Source organism: Actinoplanes sp. TBRC 11911, from assembly GCF_012933445.1.
Lineage (GTDB): Bacteria > Actinomycetota > Actinomycetes > Mycobacteriales > Micromonosporaceae > Actinoplanes.
Genome location: NZ_JABBNC010000013.1, coordinates 200,554 through 220,055, shown reverse-complemented (window position 1 = coordinate 220,055; position 19,502 = coordinate 200,554). Strand labels below are relative to the sequence as shown.

Below are 19,502 nucleotides of genomic sequence, written 5' to 3'. Positions count from 1 at the left end.
AGCCGAGGGCCACCCCTATGAGGGGTCGGCCCTCGGCTGCTTTTCTATGTCGGCCCCCGAGTAGCTTGAGTGTTGTGGCCGCGCCCGCCGTTCAGAGGGCCAGCCGTATCGGAAGGATTGATCCGTGACTTCAGGACCGCACGACGGCGGCTCCCGCGACCGCGACGACGACCGCCAGGGCGGCCGCGGACGTGATGGGGGCGACTCGTCCTCCCGAGGTGACCGATCCTCCGGCGGCGACCGCGACCGCGGCGGCTACCAGGGCCGCGGTGACAGCCGCGGCGGCGACAACCGAGACGACCGCGGCGGCTATCGCGGCGGGGACCGCCCAAGTGGCGGCGGCTACCGGGGCGACCGGGACCGCGGTGGCTCCGGCGACCGCGGCGGGTTCCGCAGCGGCGGCGGCTCGGGCGGCTTCCGGGGCGGCGACCGCGATCGTGGCGGCTCCGGCGACCGCGGCGGGTTCCGAGGTGGCGACCGCGATCGTGGCGGCTCCGGCGATCGGGGCGGGTTCCGGGGCGGCGACCGTGACCGTGGCGGCTTCCGTAGCGACCGTCCGCAGGGTGGCGACCGCTCGCAGGGCGGCTTCCGCGGCGACCGTCCGCAGGGTGGCTTCCGGGGCGGTGACCGGGACCGCGGTGGATACCAGGGTCGCAGCGACCGCGGATTCGCCGGCGGCGACCGAGGCATTCGCGGCGATCGAGACCGGGGCCCTTACCAGGACCGCGGCGGCTCCGGCGACCGTGACCGCAGCGGCTACCAAGACCGTGACCGTCCGCAGGGTGGCTTCCGCGGTGGCTCCAGCGACCGCGGTGGCTTCCAGGACCGCGGCGGGTTCCGTGGCGGCGACCGCGACCGTGGTGGCTCCGGCGACCGTGGCGGTTTCCGTAGTGGCGGCAGTTCTGGCGACCGTGGCGGTTTCCGCAGCGGTGGCAGTTCTGGCGACCGTGGCGGGTTCCGTAGTGGCGGTGGCTCCGGCGACCGCGGCGGATTCCGTAGTGGCGGCAGCACTGGTGATCGTGGTGGGTTCCGCAGCGGCGGTAGCTACGGCGACCGGGGTGGGTTCCGCAGCTCGGATCGTGACCGTTCGGTAGGCGACCGGCCCTACCGGGACCGCCCGCAGGGTGACCGCGGCGGGTTCCGGGACAGGCCGCAGGGCGACCGTCCGCAGGGTGACCGTGGTGGCTTCCGTGACCGTCCGCAGGGCGACCGGCCGTATCGCGATCGCCCGCAGGGTGACCGGCCGTTCGGCGATCGCCCGCAGGGTGAACGCTCCTTCCGCGACCGTCCGCAAGGCGACCGGCCGCAGGGTGACCGGCCGTTTCGTGACCGTCCGCAGGGTGGTGACCGCGGGGGCTTCCGCGATCGTCCCCAGGGTGATCGCGGTGGCTTCCGGGACCGTCCGCAGGGCGACCGTGGCGGCTTCCGGGACCGTCCGCAGGGCGACCGGCCCTACAACGATCGCCCACAGGGCGACCGGCCGTTCCGGGATCGTCCGCAGGGCGACCGCGGCGGGTTCCGCGACCGTCCCCAGGGCGACCGGCCCTATCGCGACCGCCCGCAGGGCGACCGGCCGTTCCGTGACCGTCCGCAGGGTGGTGACCGCGGGGGTTACCGCGATCGTCCCCAGGGTGACCGCGGTGGCTACCGCGACCGTCCGCAAGGCGACCGCGGTGGCTTCCGGGACCGTCCACAGGGTGACCGGTCCTACAACGACCGTCCGCAGGGCGACCGTCCGCAAGGCGACCGCCCCTACCGCGACCGTCCGCAGGGGGATCGGTCCTACGGGGACCGTCCGCAGGGTGACCAGTCCTACCGGGATCGGTCCGAGGGTGACCGCGGCGGCTTCCGTCGGGATGACCGGGGCTTCCGGGATGACCGCGCCGAGCGGGAGCAGGGCGACGAGCAGACGACGCCGTCGTTCCAGGCTCCGGTGATTCCCGAGGACATCGCCGCGGCGGATCTCGACCCGGAGGTGCGCGGCGAGCTCGTCTCGCTGGCCCGGGACCAGGCCGAGAGCGTCGCCCGGCACCTCGTCGCCGCCGGACAGATCATCGACGAGGACGCCGAGCTCGCACTGCAGCACGCGATCGCGGCGCGTCGTCTGGCGTCACGGATCGCTGTCGTACGGGAAGCTGTCGGTCTTGCCGCGTATGCCGCGGGGGACTGGACCACGGCGATCGCCGAGCTGCGGACCTATCACCGGATGACCGGGCGGCAGACCCACCTGGCCGAGCTTGCCGACTGTGAGCGCGCGCTGGGCCGGCCGGAGCGGGCCATCGACCTTTATCGTGGCGCCGACGTCGAGAAGATGGACAAGGCCGGCGCGATCGAGCTGCTCATCGTGGCCGCCGGTGCGCGCGGTGACCTCGGGCAGCACGACGCCGCGGTGGCGATGCTGCAGGTGCGCGAGCTGACCGGCGACGAGGACGCCGAGTGGGCGGCCCGGCTGCGTTACGCGTACGCCGACGCGCTGCTCGCGGCCGGGCGCCGCGACGAGGCCCGGGAGTGGTTCGCGCGGGCTGCCGCGGTCGACGAGGACCAGCTCACCGACGCGGCCGAGCGGCTCCTCGAACTCGACGGCGTCACCCTCGAGGGCGATGAGGAAAGCGACGAGGACGACGACGCGGAGGCCGGCGAAGGCGAGTCCGGCCGGGCGGCGCGGGACGAGTACGACGACGAGGATGACGACGACCTCGACGTTGACGACGAAGATGAAGACGACGAGGACGAGTTCGAGGACGACGACGAGCGCGCCGGGGACGAGCGCGCCGAGGCGGACGAGTTCGAGGACGACGACGATGAGGACGACGACGACCTCGACGTCGTCCAGGACGACGAAGACGACGATGATCTCGACGTCGTTGAGGACGATGAGGACGACGACGACTTCAACGTCAACGGCGACGATGAGGACGACGATCGCCCCGAGGACGTAGCCGCCAAGACCGCCACCGATAAGGCCGGCGGCAAAGCGGAAGACCGCGACGACGAGGACGAGCCGAAGCGGCCGCGGGGATGACCGACACCCTCGCCGCAGCCCACGACCTGGTCATCTTCGACCTGGACGGCGTCATCTACCTGATCGACAAGCCGATTCCGGGCGCGGTCCAGGCCGTCGAGCGGCTGCGGTCCGAGGGCACCCCGGTGGCGTACGCGACGAACAACGCCTCGCGCCGCGCGCCGGACGTCGCCGCCCTGCTTACCGGCATGGGCGTACCCGCGGCACCCGACGAGGTCCTCACCTCGGCCGGTGCGGCGGCGGCCGTGCTCGCGGAGAAACTTCCGCCGGGCGCGCCGGTCCTGGTGGTCGGTGCGGAGGCGTTGCGAGCAGAGGTACGCGACGTCGGCCTCACCCCGGTGGAACGGCTCGACGACAGCCCCGCCGCGGTCGTGCAGGGCTATGGCCCGGAGGTCGGCTGGCGGATCCTCGCCGAGGCCGCGCTGTCCGTGCGGGCCGGGGCGATCTGGGTCGCCACCAACACCGACCGCACCCTGCCCAGCCCGCGCGGCCCGCTGCCCGGCAACGGCTCGCTGGTGGCCGTGCTGCGAACCGCGCTCGACCGCGACCCGGACCTGGTCGTCGGCAAGCCGGAACCGGGACTGTTCGGCACGGCCGCGGCCCAGCACGACGCCACGAAACCGCTGGTGGTGGGCGACCGGCTGGACACCGACATCCAGGGCGCGGTCGGCGCCGGAATGGACAGCTTGCTGGTGCTGACCGGAGTCAGCGACGCGGCCGAGCTACTGCACGCCCCGCCGGAGCGCCGACCGGCGTACGTGGCAAGGGATCTGGGTGGTTTGTTCCGCCCGGCGGACGAGGCCCGCCTGTCGCTGGACGCCGACGCGGCCGGCGGCTGGCACGTGACCCGCGACGGCGACGCGGCCACGCTCAGCGGCAACGGAGACCCGATCACCGCGCTGCGTCTGCTGTGCGCCGCGACCTGGACCGGCGTCGCCGACCTGCACGCGGACGGCGACGAGGCGAGGAGCCTGCTCAAGAGCTGGGGAATCTGAGCGAGTCGCGGCTGGCGATCGGCTCGATCACATGAGCTTGCGCAGCTTCAGCAGGTCGAACGGGTTCGCCTTGATCGAGGCCTGACGGGTGGCGATCGCGCGGGTCAGGTCGAGCTTGCCGGCCACCATGGCGACCAGGTTGTCGCTTGTCGTGATCAGAGCGATCTTGGCTTTCGGGTCGTCGCCGTCGGTGATGTCGACGAGCCGGCCCCCGGTCAGGCGGCAGTGGAACGCCGCGCCGAGGTCGGTGAGGCGGAGCGCCACCGTGCGGTCCAGGTCGAGCTTGCCCTGGGCCTCGACGTGCGCGTCGAGCCGCGCGGCCAGATCATGCAGCGCCTGCCGGCACTCGTCCACCGTCGCCATCACAACCCCTTCACGACACCCGCCCGCGTATCGCACCGTACCGTACGGACTCCCGGGAACCGCCCGGTAGCGTGGCACACGACAAGCCGCGAGAGGAGCGGAACATGGCGGACGCATGGCGGGCGTATCTGGAGATGGCGCTCGGTCTGACCGAGGCGCCGCGCAAGCGCGCTCAGAAGGTCGTCGGTGATCTCGCCAGCCGGGGCGGGGCCACGGCGGCGCAGCTGCAGGGCCTGGTCGACGACCTGACGTCGGCGGGGACGGCCAACCGCGAGGCACTGACCAACATCGTCCGGCACGAGGTGGACCGTGCCCTGGGCGTGGTCGGCCTCGCGACGGTCCAGGAGGTCGACGAGCTGAACGCCCGGGTCCGGGATCTGGAGCGTCAGCTGCGCGAGGCCAAGGATCGGCTCGCGATCGACGACGAGTCCGGCCAGCCGGGCACCGGCGGCACCCGGCTCGACCAGCCGGCGCCGCTGCCGCGCAAGCTCGCCGCGAAGAAGGTGGCGAAGAAGGCCACCCCGAACGCGATGCCCTCGGCGGCCACCTCGGCGGCGCCGGCCAAGTCGGCAACCCCGCCCGCGTCCGCCACGTCGGCCACCGCGGCGGCACCGGCCAAGAAGGCGGCGCCCAAGGCGACCGGCAAGACCGTCGCCAAGGCGGCGTTCCTAGGACCGGCGAAGAAGGCCGCCAAGAAGGCGGTCGCGAAGAAGGCGGTCGCGAAGGCGGCGCCCGGCACGGCCGAGGCAACCACCGGCGGCGTCCCGGCGGGAACGGCCGAGGCCCCGACCGCGGCCGTCCGCGACGCCGCCGCCGGGACAGCGTTACCGCCGGCGAAGAAGACCGCCGCTAAGAAGGCGCCGGCCAAGAAGGCCGAGCCGGGCAGGCCGGAGGAGACCGCATGACGTTCCCGCAGCAGCAAGGCCCGCGCCCGGGCCCCCCGCCGGGCGGATTCCGCCCGCAGCCGCCGCTCGGCGCGGGCCCGCAGCCGCCCGCCGGTGGTGGAGCGCGGCCGCCCGCCGGTGGTGGAGCGCGGCGGCCGGTCGCGGAAAGCGCCGGAGGCACCCCGGAACCCGCCCCGGTTCACGTGGGAGACGAGCCGGCGGACGGGACGGGGCATCCGGCGGTCGACGCGGTGCTGCAGTCGCTGGCGAACGCCGCGCGGCTCGCGCCCGGCGAGCAGATCGCCGAGTACGAGGCCGCGCATCAGGTGCTTCAGGAGACGTTGGCCGGGATCGATCGGTGACGCCGTACGGGAAGAGGATTTGACGTTTCATGGCTCGTCGTGCGCGCCTTGATGCCGAGCTGGTCAGGCGCAAGCTCGCCCGGTCCCGCGAACAGGCCGCGTCGCTGGTCGAGGCCGGTCGCGTCCAGGTGAAGGGAATCGTGGCCCGTAAGGTCGCCGCGATGATCGACCCGGCCGATCCGGTGCTGGTCACCGGCGCGGATCCGGCCACCGAGTACGTGTCGCGGGGCGGGCACAAGCTGGCCGGGGCGCTGGCGGCCTTCCCGGAACTGCCCGTCGCGGGACGGCGCTGCCTGGACGCGGGCGCCTCCACCGGCGGCTTCACCGACGTGCTGCTGCGTGCGGGCGCCGCCCAGGTGGTCGCGGTCGACGTCGGCTACGGGCAGCTCGCGTGGCCGATCCGCACCGACGATCGCGTGGTCGTGCTGGAGCGCACCAACGTGCGTACGCTCACGCCGGACGTCATCGGCGGGACCGTCGATCTCACCGTGGCCGACCTGTCGTTCATCTCGCTGCGTCTGGTGCTGCCCGCGCTCGCCGCCTGCACCGCGCCCGACGGTGATCTCGCGCTGATGGTGAAACCGCAGTTCGAGGTCGGCAAGGAGCGGGTCGGATCGGGCGGCGTGGTGCGGGACTGGCGGTTGCGCGCCGAGGCCGTGCTGGACGTCGCCGCCGCCGGTGCCACGCTGGGTCTGGGGGTGGCCGGGGTCACCGCGAGCCCGCTGCCGGGTCCGAGCGGCAACGTGGAGTTCTTCGTCTGGTTCCGGCGGGACGCCGAGGCCGCCGATCGTGACGAGGTCGAGCGAGTGGTCGCCGCCGGACCGGGTACGCGGGTAGCTTCTGGCGAGCCGGAAGACCAGCCGAAAGCCTTGGAGGACAGATGACGCGCTCGGCCCTGCTGGTCACGCACACCGGGCGCCGGCAGAGCACGCAGCACGCCCGGGACGTCGCGCGGGATCTGGTGGCGGCCGGGTTCGAGGTGCGCGTGATCGCCGAGGAGGGCGCGGATCTCGAGCTGCCGCCCGAGGTGGCCCGGGTCGACGGCCCGCACGCGGCGGACGGCGTCGAGATCGTGCTGGCGCTGGGCGGGGACGGCACGTTCCTGCGCGCGGCCGAGCTGGCCCGTCCGGTGAAGGCGCCGTTGCTCGGCATCAACCTCGGCAAGGTCGGCTTCCTGGCCGAGGCCGAGAGCGAGCACATCGACCAGGCGGTCAAGGACATCGTCGACGGTTCGTACAAGGTGGACGAACGGATGACGCTGGACGTCCGGGCGGAGTACGACGGACGGCTCATCGCGCAGTCGTGGGCGCTCAACGAGGTGAGCGTCGAGAAGGGGCAGCGGGCGCAGATGCTCGAGCTGCTCGTCGATGTGGACGGCCGGCCGCTGGCCCGCTACGGGGCCGACGGTGTGGTGTGCGCTACACCGACGGGCTCGACGGCGTACGCGTTCTCGGCCGGGGGACCGGTGGTGTGGCCCGAGGTGGAGGCGCTGCTGCTGGTGCCGATCAGCGCGCACGCCCTGTTCTCGAAGCCGCTGGTGACCGGGCCGTCGTCGTCGTTCACGCTGACCGTCGACCCGTACACGTCGTTCGCGGTGATGTGCTGCGACGGCCGCCGCACGTGGGACCTGCCGCCGGGGGCGAAGGTCACGGTCGAGCGGGGGGATCTTCCGGTACGCCTCGTCCGGCTCACGCCGCGGCCGTTCACCGATGTTCTGGTGGCCAAGTTCGCGCTTCCGGTGGAGGGGTGGCGCGGCAATCGACGATGATCGCGCTGGGCGATTGTCGGTGGGTACCGATACTGTTCGCCGTGTGCTGGAGGAGTTGCGCATCACCGGGCTCGGCGTCATCGATGACACCACGTTGAGGCTGACGTCGGGCATGAACGTCATCACCGGTGAGACCGGTGCCGGAAAGACCATGGTGGTGACGGGTCTCGGGCTGCTGTTCGGCGGCCGGGCCGACGCCGGCCGGGTGCGTGCCGACCCGGGCCGTGCGGTGGTGGAGGGCCGGCTGCGGCTGACCGGCCGGCTGGCCGGGGCGGTGCACGCCCGCATCACCGAGGCCGGCGCCGAGGTGGACGAGGACGGTTCGGTGCTGCTCAGCCGCACCGTGACGATCGAGGGCCGGTCCCGCGCGCACGTGGGCGGCCGCAGCATGCCGGTGGCGATGCTGGCCGAGGTGGGCGAGCAGGTCCTCGCCGTGCACGGGCAGTCCGACCAGTTGCGGCTGCTGCGCCCGGCCGAGCAGCGCGGCGCTCTTGACCGGTTCGCCGGCCCGGAGCACGAGAAGCTGCTGGAGACATACCGCGAGGCGTACGGGCGATGGCGTGCCGTGGTCGACGATCTGGCCGACCGCCGGCGTAACGCGCGGGCCCGTTCGCAAGAGGCCGACCTGCTGAAACTGGGTCTCGACGAGATCACCCGCGTCGACCCGCAGCCCGGTGAGGACGACGACCTGCGCGCCGAGGTGCAGCGGCTGGAGCATGCCGAGGGGCTGCGGGTGGCCGCGTCGCTGGCCGCGCAGGCCCTCGCCGCCGGGGTGGAGGTCACCGACGAGACGCCGGACGCGACGCAGCTGCTCGGCACCGCCCGCCGCACGCTGGAGGCGCAGGCCGCGGTGGATCCGGCGCTGGGCGAGCTGGCCGCCCGCGTCGAGGAGGCGGCCACCCTGGTCGCCGACGTCTCCGCCGAGCTGAGCACGTATCTGAGCTCGCTGGACGCCGACCCGGCCCGGCTGGAGCAGATCTACGAGCGGCGGGCCGAGCTGCGCACGCTCACCCGGAAATACGCTGACGACGTCGAGGGCGTGATCGCCTGGGCGGAGAACGCGCAGACCAGGCTGGCCGCGCTGGACTCGTCCGACGAGCTGCTCGACGAGCTCGACAAGGAACGGCAGCGGCTGGCCACGCAGGTCGGCGAGCTGGCCGCGCGGCTCACCGCGGCCCGGGTCGAGGCCGCCGGCCGGTTCTCCGAGGCGGTCAGCGTCGAGCTGGCGGGCCTCGCGATGCCGCACGCCACCGTCGAGGTCGCGGTGGTGCCGCGCACCGCCGACGACGGTCTCGGGCCGGACGGCGCCGACGAGGTCGAGCTGCGCCTGGTCGCGCACCCGGGCGCGCCGTCGCTGCCGCTGCAGAAGGGTGCGTCCGGCGGTGAGCTGTCCCGGGTGATGCTCGCGATCGAGGTGGTCTTCGCCGGGGCGGGTGGCCCGCCCACCCTGGTCTTCGACGAGGTGGACGCCGGCGTGGGCGGCCAGGCCGCGGTCGAGATCGGCCGCCGGCTGGCCCGGCTGGCCCGCACGCACCAGGTGCTGGTGGTGACCCACCTGCCGCAGGTCGCCGCGTTCGCCGACCGCCATCTCGTGGTCCAGAAGGACACCGGCGGCGCGATCACCACCAGCGGCGTGCGGATCGTGGAGGAGACCGAGCGGGCGCGGGAGCTGTCCCGCATGCTGGCCGGGCTGCCCGATTCCGACCTGGGGATCGCGCACGCGGAGGAGTTGCTGGCCGTGGCCGGCCGGGAAAAGAGGGGTTGACCTGCGTGGTTTGCCCCGTTTGTTGGGGAGAATGCGCATGTCGCGCGTGAGGCGCGTGCGTCGGCGTGTCAGGATGACGTTGATGCGTATCCCCACCTTGCGCCGTGTCCGCGCCGTCGATCCCGACGCGATCACCGGTGTCGCGCGCCTAGACCGTCGGACCAAGCGTCTGACCGGTCGGCTGCGCCCCGGTGACATCGCCGTGATCGACCACGTGGACATCGACCGGGTGGCCGCCGACGCGCTGGTCGCGGTCGGGGTGGCGGCCGTGCTCAACGCGAAGCCGTCGATCTCCGGCCGGTATCCGAACCTCGGCCCCGAGGTGCTGGTCAAGAACGGCGTCCTGCTCGTCGACAACCTCGGTGAGGAGGTCTTCGAGCGGCTGCACGAGGGCGACACGATCAGCATCGTCGACGACACGGTGCTGCTCGACGGCGAGGCGGTGGCCGGCGGCGTACGCCAGGACGCCGACTCGGTGGCCACCTCGATGGCGGACGCGCGTGAGGGCCTGTCCGTGCAGCTCGAGGCGTTCGCCGCGAACACCATGGATTACCTGAAGCAGGAACGCGACCTGCTGCTCGACGGCGTCGGCGTGCCCGAGGTGCGGACCCGTATCGCCGGCCGGCACGTGCTGATCGTGGTCCGCGGCTACGACTACAAGGAAGACCTGGACGTCCTGCGGCCGTACATCCGCGAGTACAAGCCGGTGCTGATCGGCGTCGACGGCGGCGCCGACGCGCTGGTCGAGTCCGGGTACACACCCGACATGATCATCGGCGACATGGACTCGGTGACCGACGACGTGCTGCGGTGCGGCGCCGAGGTGGTCGTGCACGCGTACCCCGACGGCCGTGCCCCCGGCCTGGAGCGGGTCGCCGGGCTCGACGTCGACGCCCTCACCTTCCCGGCCGCCGCCACCAGCGAGGACCTGGCGATGCTGCTCGCCGACGACAAGGGCGCCACCCTGATCGTCGCGGTCGGCACGCACGCCAACCTGGTCGAGTTCCTGGACAAGGGCCGCGGCGGCATGGCCTCGACGTTCCTCACCCGGCTGAAGGTCGGGGGAAAGCTCGTCGACGCCAAGGGCGTGAGCCGGCTGTACAAGCAGAACATCTCCGGCTCGGCGCTGTTGCTGCTGGTGCTGTCCGCGCTGTTCGCGATGGCCTCCGCCGTCGCCGTGTCCACGGTCGGTAAGGCGTACCTCACCGTGGTCTCCGAGTGGTGGGACAATCTTGTCTTCCAGCTCGGGCAGCTTTTCTGACGATCGACGGGGCCTGTCGTGATCAATTTCCGGTACCACGTGGTGTCACTCACCGCGGTCTTCCTGGCGCTCGCCATCGGCCTCGTGGTGGGCACGGCGGCGCTGAACGGACCGGTGGCGGACAGTCTCCAGAGCCAGATCGTCGCGCTGAACAAGGACAACAGCAACAAGCGCGACCAGATCTCGCAGTACCGCGACGAGATCAACCGCAGCCAGGGCTTCGCTACCGAGATCGCCCCGGCTCTTCTCGCCGGCAAGCTGACCGGGCAGAAGCTCGTCGTGCTGGCGCTGCCCGACACCGATGTGTACGCCGATGGCGTGATCTCGATGCTGAAACTGGCCGGGGCGACGATCACCGCGAAGGTGACGATCAACGAGAAGTTCCTCGACCCGAACAACTCGTTCGAGCTGCTCGACCTGGCCGGGCAGTCGTCCGAGCCGAGTGTCCCGATCGAGGGGCTGCCGGTGAACAGCGACGGGGTGGAGACGGCCAGTGCGCAGCTCGCGCTCGCGTTACTGCAGCGGCCGGGCGCGGTTCAGGCGACGCCGGCCGACGTGACCTCGATCCTCACGGCGTACTCGAAGGCGGGCTACATCTCGACCGACGACAAGGCGGCCGGCCTCGCGGACGGCACCGTGGTGATCTCCGGGGCGCCCGCGATCGACAAGGACGCGGCGAAGAAGAGCCAGAACGCGGTTACGCTGACCACCCAGTTCCTCGGGGCCGGCACCAACAAGCGGCCGGAGGTGGTGGCCGGCGACGGCGTCGGCGACGGCAACCTCATCTCCGCGGTGCGCGGCGACCCGAGCCTCTCCAAGGACATCTCCACGGTGGACAACGCGAGCACCGTCAACGGACAGCTGGCGACCGGGATGACCGCCGTCGAGCGCTTCATCCAGAACAAGGTCGGTCAATACGGGCTCGCTGCGGGCTCGACCTCGATGGTGCCGAAGACCGCGCCGTAGCGGCCGGTCTCTAAACTTCCCAGCCATGGCCACAGGAGTCTTCCGGGCGTTCGGTGCCGGAGCGGGCGTCGCACGCGCCGCTCTGACCTGGATCCGCCGCGATCCGCATTCGGCTCGTCTCGACCGCGTGAACTTCCACGGCAAGACGGTCAGCCTGGCCGGCGGCCCGGCCCTGGCGGCGGGCGCGAGCGTCGGTGCCGCGCTGGGCGCGCCGAGCGCGCGGGCGGCCGCGGCGGCGATGACCGCGGGTGTCGTGTCCGGGGCGGTCGGCCTCTACGACGACGTGGTCGGCAACCGGCCTTCGCAGAAGGCCGCGAAGGGCTTCAAGGGCCATCTCGGCGCGCTGCGCGAGGGCCGGGTGACCAGCGGCCTCGTGAAGATCGCCGGGGTCGGCGCGGCCGGGCTCGTCGCGAGCGCGCTGGTGGGCAGCCGCCGCTCCGGCGTGCGTGGCGCCGCGGACGTGCTGGTCGGCGCCGGGGTGATCGCCGGGATGGCCAACCTGGTCAACCTGCTCGACCTGCGGCCGGGCCGGGCGATCAAGGCGGGCGCCGTGATCGGGGTGCCGCTGACCGCCGGTCGTGGCGGCGGGCTGGCGGCGGGGGCGCTCGGCGCGTCATCCGCGCTGGTCGCCGACGACCTCGGCGAGGAGATCATGCTCGGCGACGCCGGCGCGAACGCGCTGGGCGCGCTGCTCGGGGTCGCTCTCGTCGCCCGCAGCGGACCGGCCGGCCGGATCGCCGCGCTGGCCGCGCTCGGTGCCCTGACCGCGGCCAGCGAAAAGGTCAGCTTCACCCAGGTCATCCAGGACACGCCGTGGCTGCGCCGGTGGGACGAGCTGGGCCGCCGGCCCGCATGAGCCAGCGGGCGACCATCGCCGGCGCCGCGGCGCTCATCACGGTTCTGACCGTCGTCTCCCGCATCGCCGGGTTCGGGCGCACCTTCGTCTTCCTGCACACGGTCGGGCACGACGGGCTGGCGAACGTCTACAACGCCGCGAACACCATCCCGAACATCGTGTTCGAGCTGGTCGCCGGCGGCGCGCTGGCCAGCCTGGTGGTGCCGCTGCTCGCCGGGCACGTCGCGGGCGGTGACAAGGAACGGGTGTCGGCGGTCGCGTCCGCGCTGCTCACCTGGGTGCTCGTGCTGCTGGTGCCGCTGGCCGTGCTGGTGTGGTTGCTGGCGGGGCCGATCACCAGCCTGTTGAACGTGCCGGACGCGCACCGTGACGTCGCGGCGGAGATGTTGCGGGTGTTCGCGCCGCAGCTGCCGCTGTACGGGATCGGGATCGTGCTGACCGGCGTGCTGCAGGCGCACCACCGGTTCGCGTGGCCGGTGATCGCGCCGTTGCTGTCCTCCGTGACGGTGATGGTCGCTTATCTCTCGTACGCGGTGGTCGACGGGGCAAAGACGGATTTTTCCGGTTTATCGACCGGGGGGCAGCTGATCCTGTCGGTGGGCACCACCCTCGGCGTCGTCGTGCTCGCATTCTGCCTGCTCATCCCGCTGCGGCGACTCCGCCTGAGGCTGCGGCCCGCGTTACGGTTCCCGGGCGACGAGGGCCGCCAGGCCGTACGCCTCGGGTGGGCCGGCGCTGTCACGGTCGGCTCGCAACAGGTCATGACGGCCGTGGTGATCCTGCTGGCGGTGGACAGCGGCCTGACCCTCTACAACGCGGCGCAAACCGTGTTCCTGCTGCCCTGGGCCGTGCTGGCGGTCCCACTAGCCACCGCGGTGTACCCGACCCTGGCGGCGGCGCGGGACGGGGACTTCCACGCCGCGTTGTCCAGCACCGCCCGGTCGGTGTCGCTCGCCGCCGGCCTCGGGGTGGCCGCCTTGATCGCGCTGGCCGCCCCCACGGCGTACCTGATCAACGCCAAACCAGCCTCTTCCGGAATTGTCGGATTCGCCCCGGGCCTTTTCGGGTACGCCTTGTTCGCACTGCTGTCGAGAGCGTTGTACGCACGCGGGGCGACCGCGGCAGCCGCCGCGGCGACGGCGACCGGCTGGCTGGTCGCGGCAGCGGCGGCGCTGGGGATGTCCGGCCTCGACGACCGTTATCAGGTCCTCGGGCTCGGCCTCGCCAACACCGCCGGGATGAGCGTAATCGGCCTGCTCCTGATCCTCGCGGTACGCCGCAACGCCGGGCCCGCAGCGCTGGCGGGACTCGGCCGCGCGCTCGCCGTCGGTATCGTGGCCGCGGGGATCGCCGCGCTCGCCGGCTGGCTCGCGGTGGACGGTCTCGGTCACCTGGCCGGTGCCACTCCGACGGTGTTCGCGGCCCTCGTGCAAGGGGTGCTCGGCGGCGTGGTGGTCGCGGCCGTCTACCTGGCGGTGGCGTACGCGTTGGACAAGCGCGACATGGCACCGCTGGCGGCGGCGGTGAGCCGGCGGCTGCGCCGCCGGGGAGAGTGAGGGAGAGACGTGGACGAGGGATGGCGCGGCTCGGTGGCGCTGGTTTTGGCGTCCAGCACCGGCGGCATCGGTCAGCACGTCGCCTCGCTCGCGCGGGGTCTGCGGGCGGCCGGCTGCGAGGTGCTGGTCTGCGGCCCGGCCGAGACCGACGAGCTGTTCGGCTTCGCCGCGGACGGCGCCGTCTTCGTCCCGGTGGAGATCCCGGCGAACCCGGGCGCACAGGACGCCGGTGCGATCCGGCAGCTCCGCGCCGCGCTGTCCAGCCGGGCCCTCGACGTGGTGCACGCGCACGGGCTGCGCGCCGGATTCGTGGCCGGGATCGCCCGCAGCGGCGTCCCACTGGTCGTGACCTGGCACAACGCGGTGATCGCCAAGGGGCTGCGCGGGCAGGCGTCGGCCCTGGTGGAACGCATCGTCGCCCGGACCGCGGCGCTGACCCTGGGCGCGTCCGAGGACCTCGTCGAACGGGCCACCGCGCTCGGCGCCCGCAAGGCCCGGCTCGGCCCGGTCGCGGCGCCGGTGCTCGCCCCGCCCAAGCGCAGCCGGGCCGCGATCCGCGCCGAGTTCCACATGCGCCCGGACGTCCCGCTGATCCTCTCGGTCGGCCGGTTACACCCGCAGAAGCGATACGACGTGCTGGTCGAGGCGTCCGCCCGGTGGCGTGACATGACGCCGGTCCCGTTCGTGGCGATCGCCGGTTCCGGGCCGAGCTACATGACGATCGCCCAGCTGGCCTCCGAGAAGCACGCCCCGATCCACCTGCTCGGCCGCCGCTCCGACGTGCCCGATCTGCTCAGCGCCGCCGACCTCGCGGTGGTCACCAGCGACTGGGAGGCCCGCCAGCTGTTCACCCAGGAGGCGCTGGCCGCGGGCGTACCGTTGATCGCCACCGCGGTGGGCGGGATCCCCGGCCTGGTCGACGACGCCGCCCTGCTGATCCCGCCGGGCGACGTGGACGCGCTCGACCACGCCGTCCGCGAGCTGCTCGGCGACGCGGGGATGCGCTCCGACTACGCGGCGCGCGGTCCCCGGCAGGCGGCCACCTGGCCGGACGAGGCCGGCACGGTGGCCCTGGTACGCGCGGCATACGCCGAAGTGACGGAGCACGGGTGAAAGACCGCTGGATCGCCGTTCCGCTGATCCTGGCCGCGGTGGTGGCCAGCGTGGCGGGGTTCGCGTTCCGTCCGGCCAGCGCCGCCCCGACCGACCGGGTCGACTACGTGATCGTGGCCGGGGCGGCCGGGTTGCGCTGGGACGATCTCGACCCGCACCGCACCCCGGCGCTGTGGGCGGAGGCCACCAAGGGCTCGATCGGCTGGCTGTCGGTCAAGTCGGCGATGCGGGTCACCTGTCCCTCGGACGGGTGGCTCACGCTCGGCGCCGGCAACTACGCGGCGTGGCCGCGACGGCCCGGAACCACCACCTGCGATCCGGTGCAACCGGCGCTCACCCAGCCGGACGCGATCGGCGCGAACCTCACCGACCAGCGCACGGTGGTGGCCGACAACGCGAACCGGCTGCCCTACGGTGCGGTGCCCGGTGCGCTCGCCGACTCGGTGCGGTGCACCACGGCGATCGGCCCGGGCGCGGCGATCGCGGCGGCCCGCCCGGTCGGCCGGGTCGACAAATACCATGCCGAGCTGCCCGCGAACCCGGCCAAGGACCTGTCCGACTGCCTGCTCAGCATGGTCGACCTCGGCACCATCACCGGCTCCGGCGCGGCCCGGGAGGCGCAGGTCGAGAAGGCCGACGCCACGCTGGCCCGGGTGCTCGCGGCCCGCCCGCCGCGGTCGCTGATGCTGATCGCCGGGGTCTCCGACACCGACCGCACCTCCCGGCTGCACCTGGCGATCGCCGAGGGGGAGGGCTGGGACGGCGGCTGGCTCACCTCGGCCGGCACCGGCCGCGACGGCTACCTGCAGCTGATCGACCTGGCCCCGACCGTGCTGGCCGCGCTGGGCCGCCCACTGCCGGAGAAACTGTTCGCCGGCCGGGCCGCCACCATCGTGCCGGGCAAACCGCACTCGGTCGCCGCCGCCGTGCAGGGCGACCACAACGCCGACCAGCGCGCCTCCGCGCAGTTCTCGGTGGCCGCGATCTTCTTCACCGTGCTCGCCGCGCTCGAACTGCTGCTGTTCGTGCTGATCGTGCCGGTGATGGCGCGCGCCCGCCGGCATGCCGGGCCGACCGGTCCCGCGCTGCCGCCCCGGCGCGTGGTCGAGGTGTTCGAGATGGCGCTGATCGCGGCCGCGCTGGCCATTCCGGCCGCGCTGCTCGCCGACGCCTCGCCGTGGTGGCGGGCCAAACATCCGGCCTGGGTGTTCGGGCTGGTCACGTTCGCGCTGATCCTGATCGGCACGGCGGCGATCCGGGCCGCGCCGCGCTACCACCGCACGCTGTGGCCGCTGGGCGCGACCGCGGCGATCGGCGTCATCGTGGTCGGGGCCGACCTGCTGACCGGGGCGCAACTGCAGTTCAACGGGGTGGCGGGGTACTCGGCGATCCAGGGCGCCCGCTACGCCGGGGTCGGCGGGGTCGGGCTGGGCGTGTTCGTGTGCGGGCTGCTGGTCGCGGCCGGGTGGGTCGGGCAGTGGGTGCGCCGGCAGTGGCGGCCGGTGGTCGTAGTGCTGCTCGGCGGCATCGGCGTGATCATGATCGGCAGCCCGTACCTGGGCGCCGACCCGGTCGGCGCCATCGCGGTCACGGCCGGCGTGTGCGTGGCCGCGGCGATCAGCGGCGGTGGCTGGCTCACCTTCCCGCGCTTCGCCTGGTCCGCGCTGGCCGGTCTCGCGGTCACCATCGGCTTCGCCGTGCTCGACCTGCGCCGTCCCGCGCTCGAACAGGGCGGCCTCGGCCGGTTCCTCAACGAGCTGGGCAACGGCACCGCCGGGCCGGCCATGCAGCGCGCGGCCGCGGCCAACGGGCAGGCGCTGCTCGGCAGCCCGCTGACGCTGCTGGCCATCATCGGGGTGCTGATGCTGGCGTTCTGCCAGTTCTCCCCGTGGGGCGGGCTGAACCGGGTCTTCGGACTGCATCCGGCGCTGCGCGCGGCCGGTGCCGGCACCACGGTGGCGACGCTGCTGGCCGGGGTGCTCGGCGGCACGGCGCTGACCGTCGCCGGGGCGGCCGCCGCGGTCGCGGTCCCGGTCGCGGTGCTGACGGCGCTGCGCGTTTTGTTGCACTCCGCCGACCGTACGAGGCCGGAGGGTGAGCAGGAACGTGACACGCGCCGCCACCAGCCCGGACGAGATGCCGGGGGTGGAAGTGTTACGGTGGACTCCCGTGGATAGGGCGTTTATTCAGGCCCAGTCTGCACGTCCGATCAGACGACCACGGGAGCAAGGCCTTGGCCTCATCAGTGCGCGACACGCGGCACATTTTCGTCACCGGGGGCGTCGCCTCCTCGCTGGGCAAGGGCCTCACCGCCTCCAGCCTCGGCAACCTTCTGACCGCGCGCGGACTGCGGGTCGTCATGCAGAAGCTCGATCCCTACCTGAACGTCGATCCCGGCACGATGAACCCCTTCCAGCACGGTGAGGTGTTCGTCACCGAGGACGGCGCGGAAACGGATCTCGACGTCGGGCACTACGAGCGCTTCCTGGACCGCGCGCTGTCCGGCAAGGCGAACGTGACGACCGGCCAGATCTACTCGGCGGTCATCGCCAAGGAGCGCCGCGGCGAATATCTCGGCGACACCGTGCAGGTCATCCCGCACGTCACCAACGAGATCAAGGAACGCATCTTCGCGATGGCCGACCCGGACGAATCGGGTCGGGTCCCGGATGTGGTGATCACCGAGGTCGGCGGCACCGTCGGAGACATGGAGTCGTTACCGTTTCTCGAGGCGATTCGTCAGGTACGCCACGAGGTCGGTCGCGACCGCGTGTTCTACCTGCACGTGTCGCTGGTCCCGTATCTTGCCCCGTCCGGCGAGCTGAAGACCAAGCCCACCCAGCACTCGGTCGCCGCGCTGCGCAACATCGGTATCCAGCCGGACGCGCTGGTCTGCCGCAGCGACCGGGAGATCCCGGAGAAGCTCAAGCACAAGCTGGCGCTGTACTGCGACGTCGACCGCGAGGCCGTGGTCGCGGCGCCGGACGCCCCGAGCATCTACGACATCCCCAAGGTGCTGCATCGCGAGGGGCTCGACGCGTACGTCGTACGCCGCCTGGGTCTTTCGTTCCGTGATGTGGATTGGTCCACCTGGGACGATCTCCTGCACCGGGTGCACCACCCGAAGCGCACGATCACGATCGCGCTGGTCGGCAAGTATGTGGACCTGCCGGACGCGTACCTGTCCGTGTCCGAGGCGATCCGCGCCGCCGGTTTCGCGAACAACGTCAAGGTGGCGCTGCGCTGGGTGCCCAGCGACGACTGCGAGACCCAGGCGGGTGCGGCGGCCGCTCTCAAGGGCGTCGACGGCATCGTGATCCCCGGCGGGTTCGGCGTCCGCGGCATCGAAGGCAAGATCAACACTTCCCGGTACGCACGTGAGCATCTGATCCCGATTCTGGGAATCTGCCTGGGCCTGCAGTGCATGACGATCGACGCGGCCCGGAACCTGGCGGGTCTGACCGGCGCCAATTCGCTTGAGTTCGACGAGCGCGCGCCGTACCCGGTCATCTCCACGATGGCCGATCAGGAGGACATCGTGGCCGGCAAGGGCGACCTGGGCGGCACGATGCGGCTGGGCGCGTACCCGGCGGTGCTCAAGGAGGGGTCGGTGATCGCCGAGGTGTACGGCGAGACCGAGATCTCCGAGCGGCACCGGCACCGCTACGAGGTGAACAACGACTATCGGGACAAGCTGGCCCAGTCCGGGCTGGTCTTCTCCGGCACGTCGCCGGACGGGCGGCTGGTCGAGTTCATCGAGCTGGACCGCGACACCCACCCGTACTTCGTGGCCACCCAGGCGCACCCGGAGCTGAAGAGCCGCCCGACCCGGGCACATCCCCTCTTCGACGGCCTGGTGCGGGCGGCCGTCGAGTACGCGGCGGCCGACGAGCTGCCGGTCGAGGTGGAAGCGGCCCTATGACGGCTTTCACGCACGAGACGGTGTCCAGCACGCCCCGCTACCAGGGGCCGATCTTCACGGTCCGCACCGACCAGGTGACGATGTCCGACGGCCGTACGGTGGGCCGGGACGTGGTGGTCGCCAAGGGCGCGGTCGGGGTGGTCGCCCTCGACGACGTGGACCGGGTGGTGCTGATCCGGCAGTACCGGCACGCGGTCGGCACCCGATTGTGGGAGCTGCCCGCGGGCCTGCGCGACGTGGCCGGCGAAGAGCTGGTCCGCACCGCCGAGCGGGAGCTGGCCGAGGAGGCCGACCTGCGGGCCGGCCGCTTCGACCTGCTGATCGACCTGCACACGTCGCCGGGCTTCACCCAGGAGTCGATCCGGATCTTCCTGGCCCGCTCGTTGTCGCCGGTCCCGGACGCGGAACGCTTCTCCCGCACCGACGAGGAGGCCGACCTGGAGATCGCCTGGTTCGACCTGCACGAGGCCGTCGCCATGGTCTTCCGCGGCGAGATCACCAACGCCGCCGCGGTGGGCGGCCTGCTGGCCGCGTCCCGCGCCCGCGACGAGGGCTGGGCCACGCTGCGCCCGGCCGACTTCCCACTGCCCTGACCGCAGGGCCCCGCGCGGCCGAGCACGGCTGCGCGGGGCGGCCCTTGCCGAGTCAGTGGCCGCAGGCGAGTCAGCA

Annotated in this window: 17 protein-coding genes; 15 read left to right on the top strand and 2 right to left on the bottom strand. The window is 72.7% G+C overall.

Translation table 11 applies throughout. The features are described 5' to 3' along the window. Window positions 1-130 precede the first annotated feature (130 nt). The gene (locus tag HH310_RS20135) at window positions 131-2,032 is read right to left on the bottom strand and encodes a hypothetical protein (RefSeq protein ID WP_169177119.1); all 1,902 of its coding nucleotides are present in this window, start codon (window positions 2,030-2,032) and stop codon (window positions 131-133) included. Here HH310_RS20135 and HH310_RS20130 point away from each other — a divergent pair. Together HH310_RS20130 and HH310_RS20125 are read left to right on the top strand one after the other, a co-directional pair. Further along, window positions 1,934-3,022, top strand: a complete 1,089-nt coding sequence (locus HH310_RS20130) for a hypothetical protein (protein ID WP_396027531.1) — start codon at window positions 1,934-1,936, stop codon at window positions 3,020-3,022. The two genes, HH310_RS20135 and HH310_RS20130, sit on opposite strands and share 99 nt — an antisense overlap. Then, window positions 3,019-4,017 (top strand): HAD-IIA family hydrolase, encoded by a 999-nt coding sequence (locus tag HH310_RS20125; protein WP_169177118.1) that lies wholly within the window; start codon window positions 3,019-3,021, stop codon window positions 4,015-4,017. Before HH310_RS20130 ends, HH310_RS20125 begins: the two co-directional genes overlap by 4 nt. Before the next feature lie 27 nt (window positions 4,018-4,044). Here the strand turns inward: HH310_RS20125 and HH310_RS20120 are convergent, their stop codons facing one another. Continuing rightward, window positions 4,045-4,380, bottom strand: coding sequence for an alkyl sulfatase C-terminal domain-containing protein (locus HH310_RS20120; RefSeq protein WP_169177117.1), 336 nt, complete (start codon window positions 4,378-4,380; stop codon window positions 4,045-4,047). A gap of 104 nt (window positions 4,381-4,484) precedes the next feature. Here HH310_RS20120 and HH310_RS20115 point away from each other — a divergent pair, with 104 nt between their 5' ends. The 13 genes from HH310_RS20115 (at window position 4,485) to HH310_RS20055 (ending at window position 19,426) form a co-directional block, all read left to right on the top strand. Then, a complete protein-coding gene (locus tag HH310_RS20115) occupies window positions 4,485-5,285 on the top strand; it encodes a phasin family protein (protein ID WP_211192381.1) in 801 nt (266 codons plus the stop codon). After that, a complete protein-coding gene (locus tag HH310_RS20110; protein ID WP_169176991.1) occupies window positions 5,282-5,626 on the top strand; it encodes a hypothetical protein in 345 nt (114 codons plus the stop codon). Before HH310_RS20115 ends, HH310_RS20110 begins: the two co-directional genes overlap by 4 nt. 29 nt (window positions 5,627-5,655) lie before the next feature. Next, window positions 5,656-6,510, top strand: coding sequence for a TlyA family RNA methyltransferase (locus HH310_RS20105; protein WP_169177116.1), 855 nt, complete (start codon window positions 5,656-5,658; stop codon window positions 6,508-6,510). After that, window positions 6,507-7,394 (top strand): NAD kinase, encoded by an 888-nt coding sequence (locus HH310_RS20100; RefSeq protein ID WP_169177115.1) that lies wholly within the window; start codon window positions 6,507-6,509, stop codon window positions 7,392-7,394. Before HH310_RS20105 ends, HH310_RS20100 begins: the two co-directional genes overlap by 4 nt. Before the next feature lie 43 nt (window positions 7,395-7,437). Continuing rightward, window positions 7,438-9,159 carry a DNA repair protein RecN gene (gene recN, locus HH310_RS20095; RefSeq protein WP_169177114.1) on the top strand — a complete coding sequence of 574 codons (1,722 nt, stop codon included), beginning with the start codon at window positions 7,438-7,440 and terminating at the stop codon, window positions 9,157-9,159. An 82-nt stretch (window positions 9,160-9,241) separates the two neighbouring features. Then, entirely contained in the window at window positions 9,242-10,420 is a 1,179-nt protein-coding gene (gene steA / locus HH310_RS20090; RefSeq protein WP_169177113.1) for a putative cytokinetic ring protein SteA, read from the top strand. A gap of 18 nt (window positions 10,421-10,438) precedes the next feature. Continuing rightward, entirely contained in the window at window positions 10,439-11,386 is a 948-nt protein-coding gene (locus tag HH310_RS20085; RefSeq protein WP_169177112.1) for a copper transporter, read from the top strand. Between the two features lie 25 nt (window positions 11,387-11,411). Beyond that, window positions 11,412-12,242, top strand: coding sequence for a hypothetical protein (locus tag HH310_RS20080; RefSeq protein WP_169177111.1), 831 nt, complete (start codon window positions 11,412-11,414; stop codon window positions 12,240-12,242). Beyond that, the gene (gene murJ, locus HH310_RS20075; protein WP_169177110.1) at window positions 12,239-13,798 is read left to right on the top strand and encodes a murein biosynthesis integral membrane protein MurJ; all 1,560 of its coding nucleotides are present in this window, start codon (window positions 12,239-12,241) and stop codon (window positions 13,796-13,798) included. The genes HH310_RS20080 and murJ overlap by 4 nt, the downstream gene beginning before the upstream one ends. 9 nt (window positions 13,799-13,807) lie before the next feature. Further along, window positions 13,808-14,911: a glycosyltransferase family 4 protein gene (locus HH310_RS20070; protein ID WP_169177109.1), complete on the top strand. Its 1,104-nt coding sequence runs from the start codon at window positions 13,808-13,810 to the stop codon at window positions 14,909-14,911. Beyond that, window positions 14,908-17,088: a hypothetical protein gene (locus HH310_RS20065; RefSeq protein WP_312034220.1), complete on the top strand. Its 2,181-nt coding sequence runs from the start codon at window positions 14,908-14,910 to the stop codon at window positions 17,086-17,088. Before HH310_RS20070 ends, HH310_RS20065 begins: the two co-directional genes overlap by 4 nt. Window positions 17,089-17,144: 56 nt before the next feature. After that, a complete protein-coding gene (locus HH310_RS20060; RefSeq protein WP_169177108.1) occupies window positions 17,145-18,833 on the top strand; it encodes a CTP synthase in 1,689 nt (562 codons plus the stop codon). Beyond that, complete coding sequence (locus tag HH310_RS20055) at window positions 18,830-19,426, top strand: NUDIX domain-containing protein (protein ID WP_169177107.1); 597 nt, start codon at window positions 18,830-18,832, stop codon at window positions 19,424-19,426. Before HH310_RS20060 ends, HH310_RS20055 begins: the two co-directional genes overlap by 4 nt. Window positions 19,427-19,502: the final 76 nt, after the last annotated feature.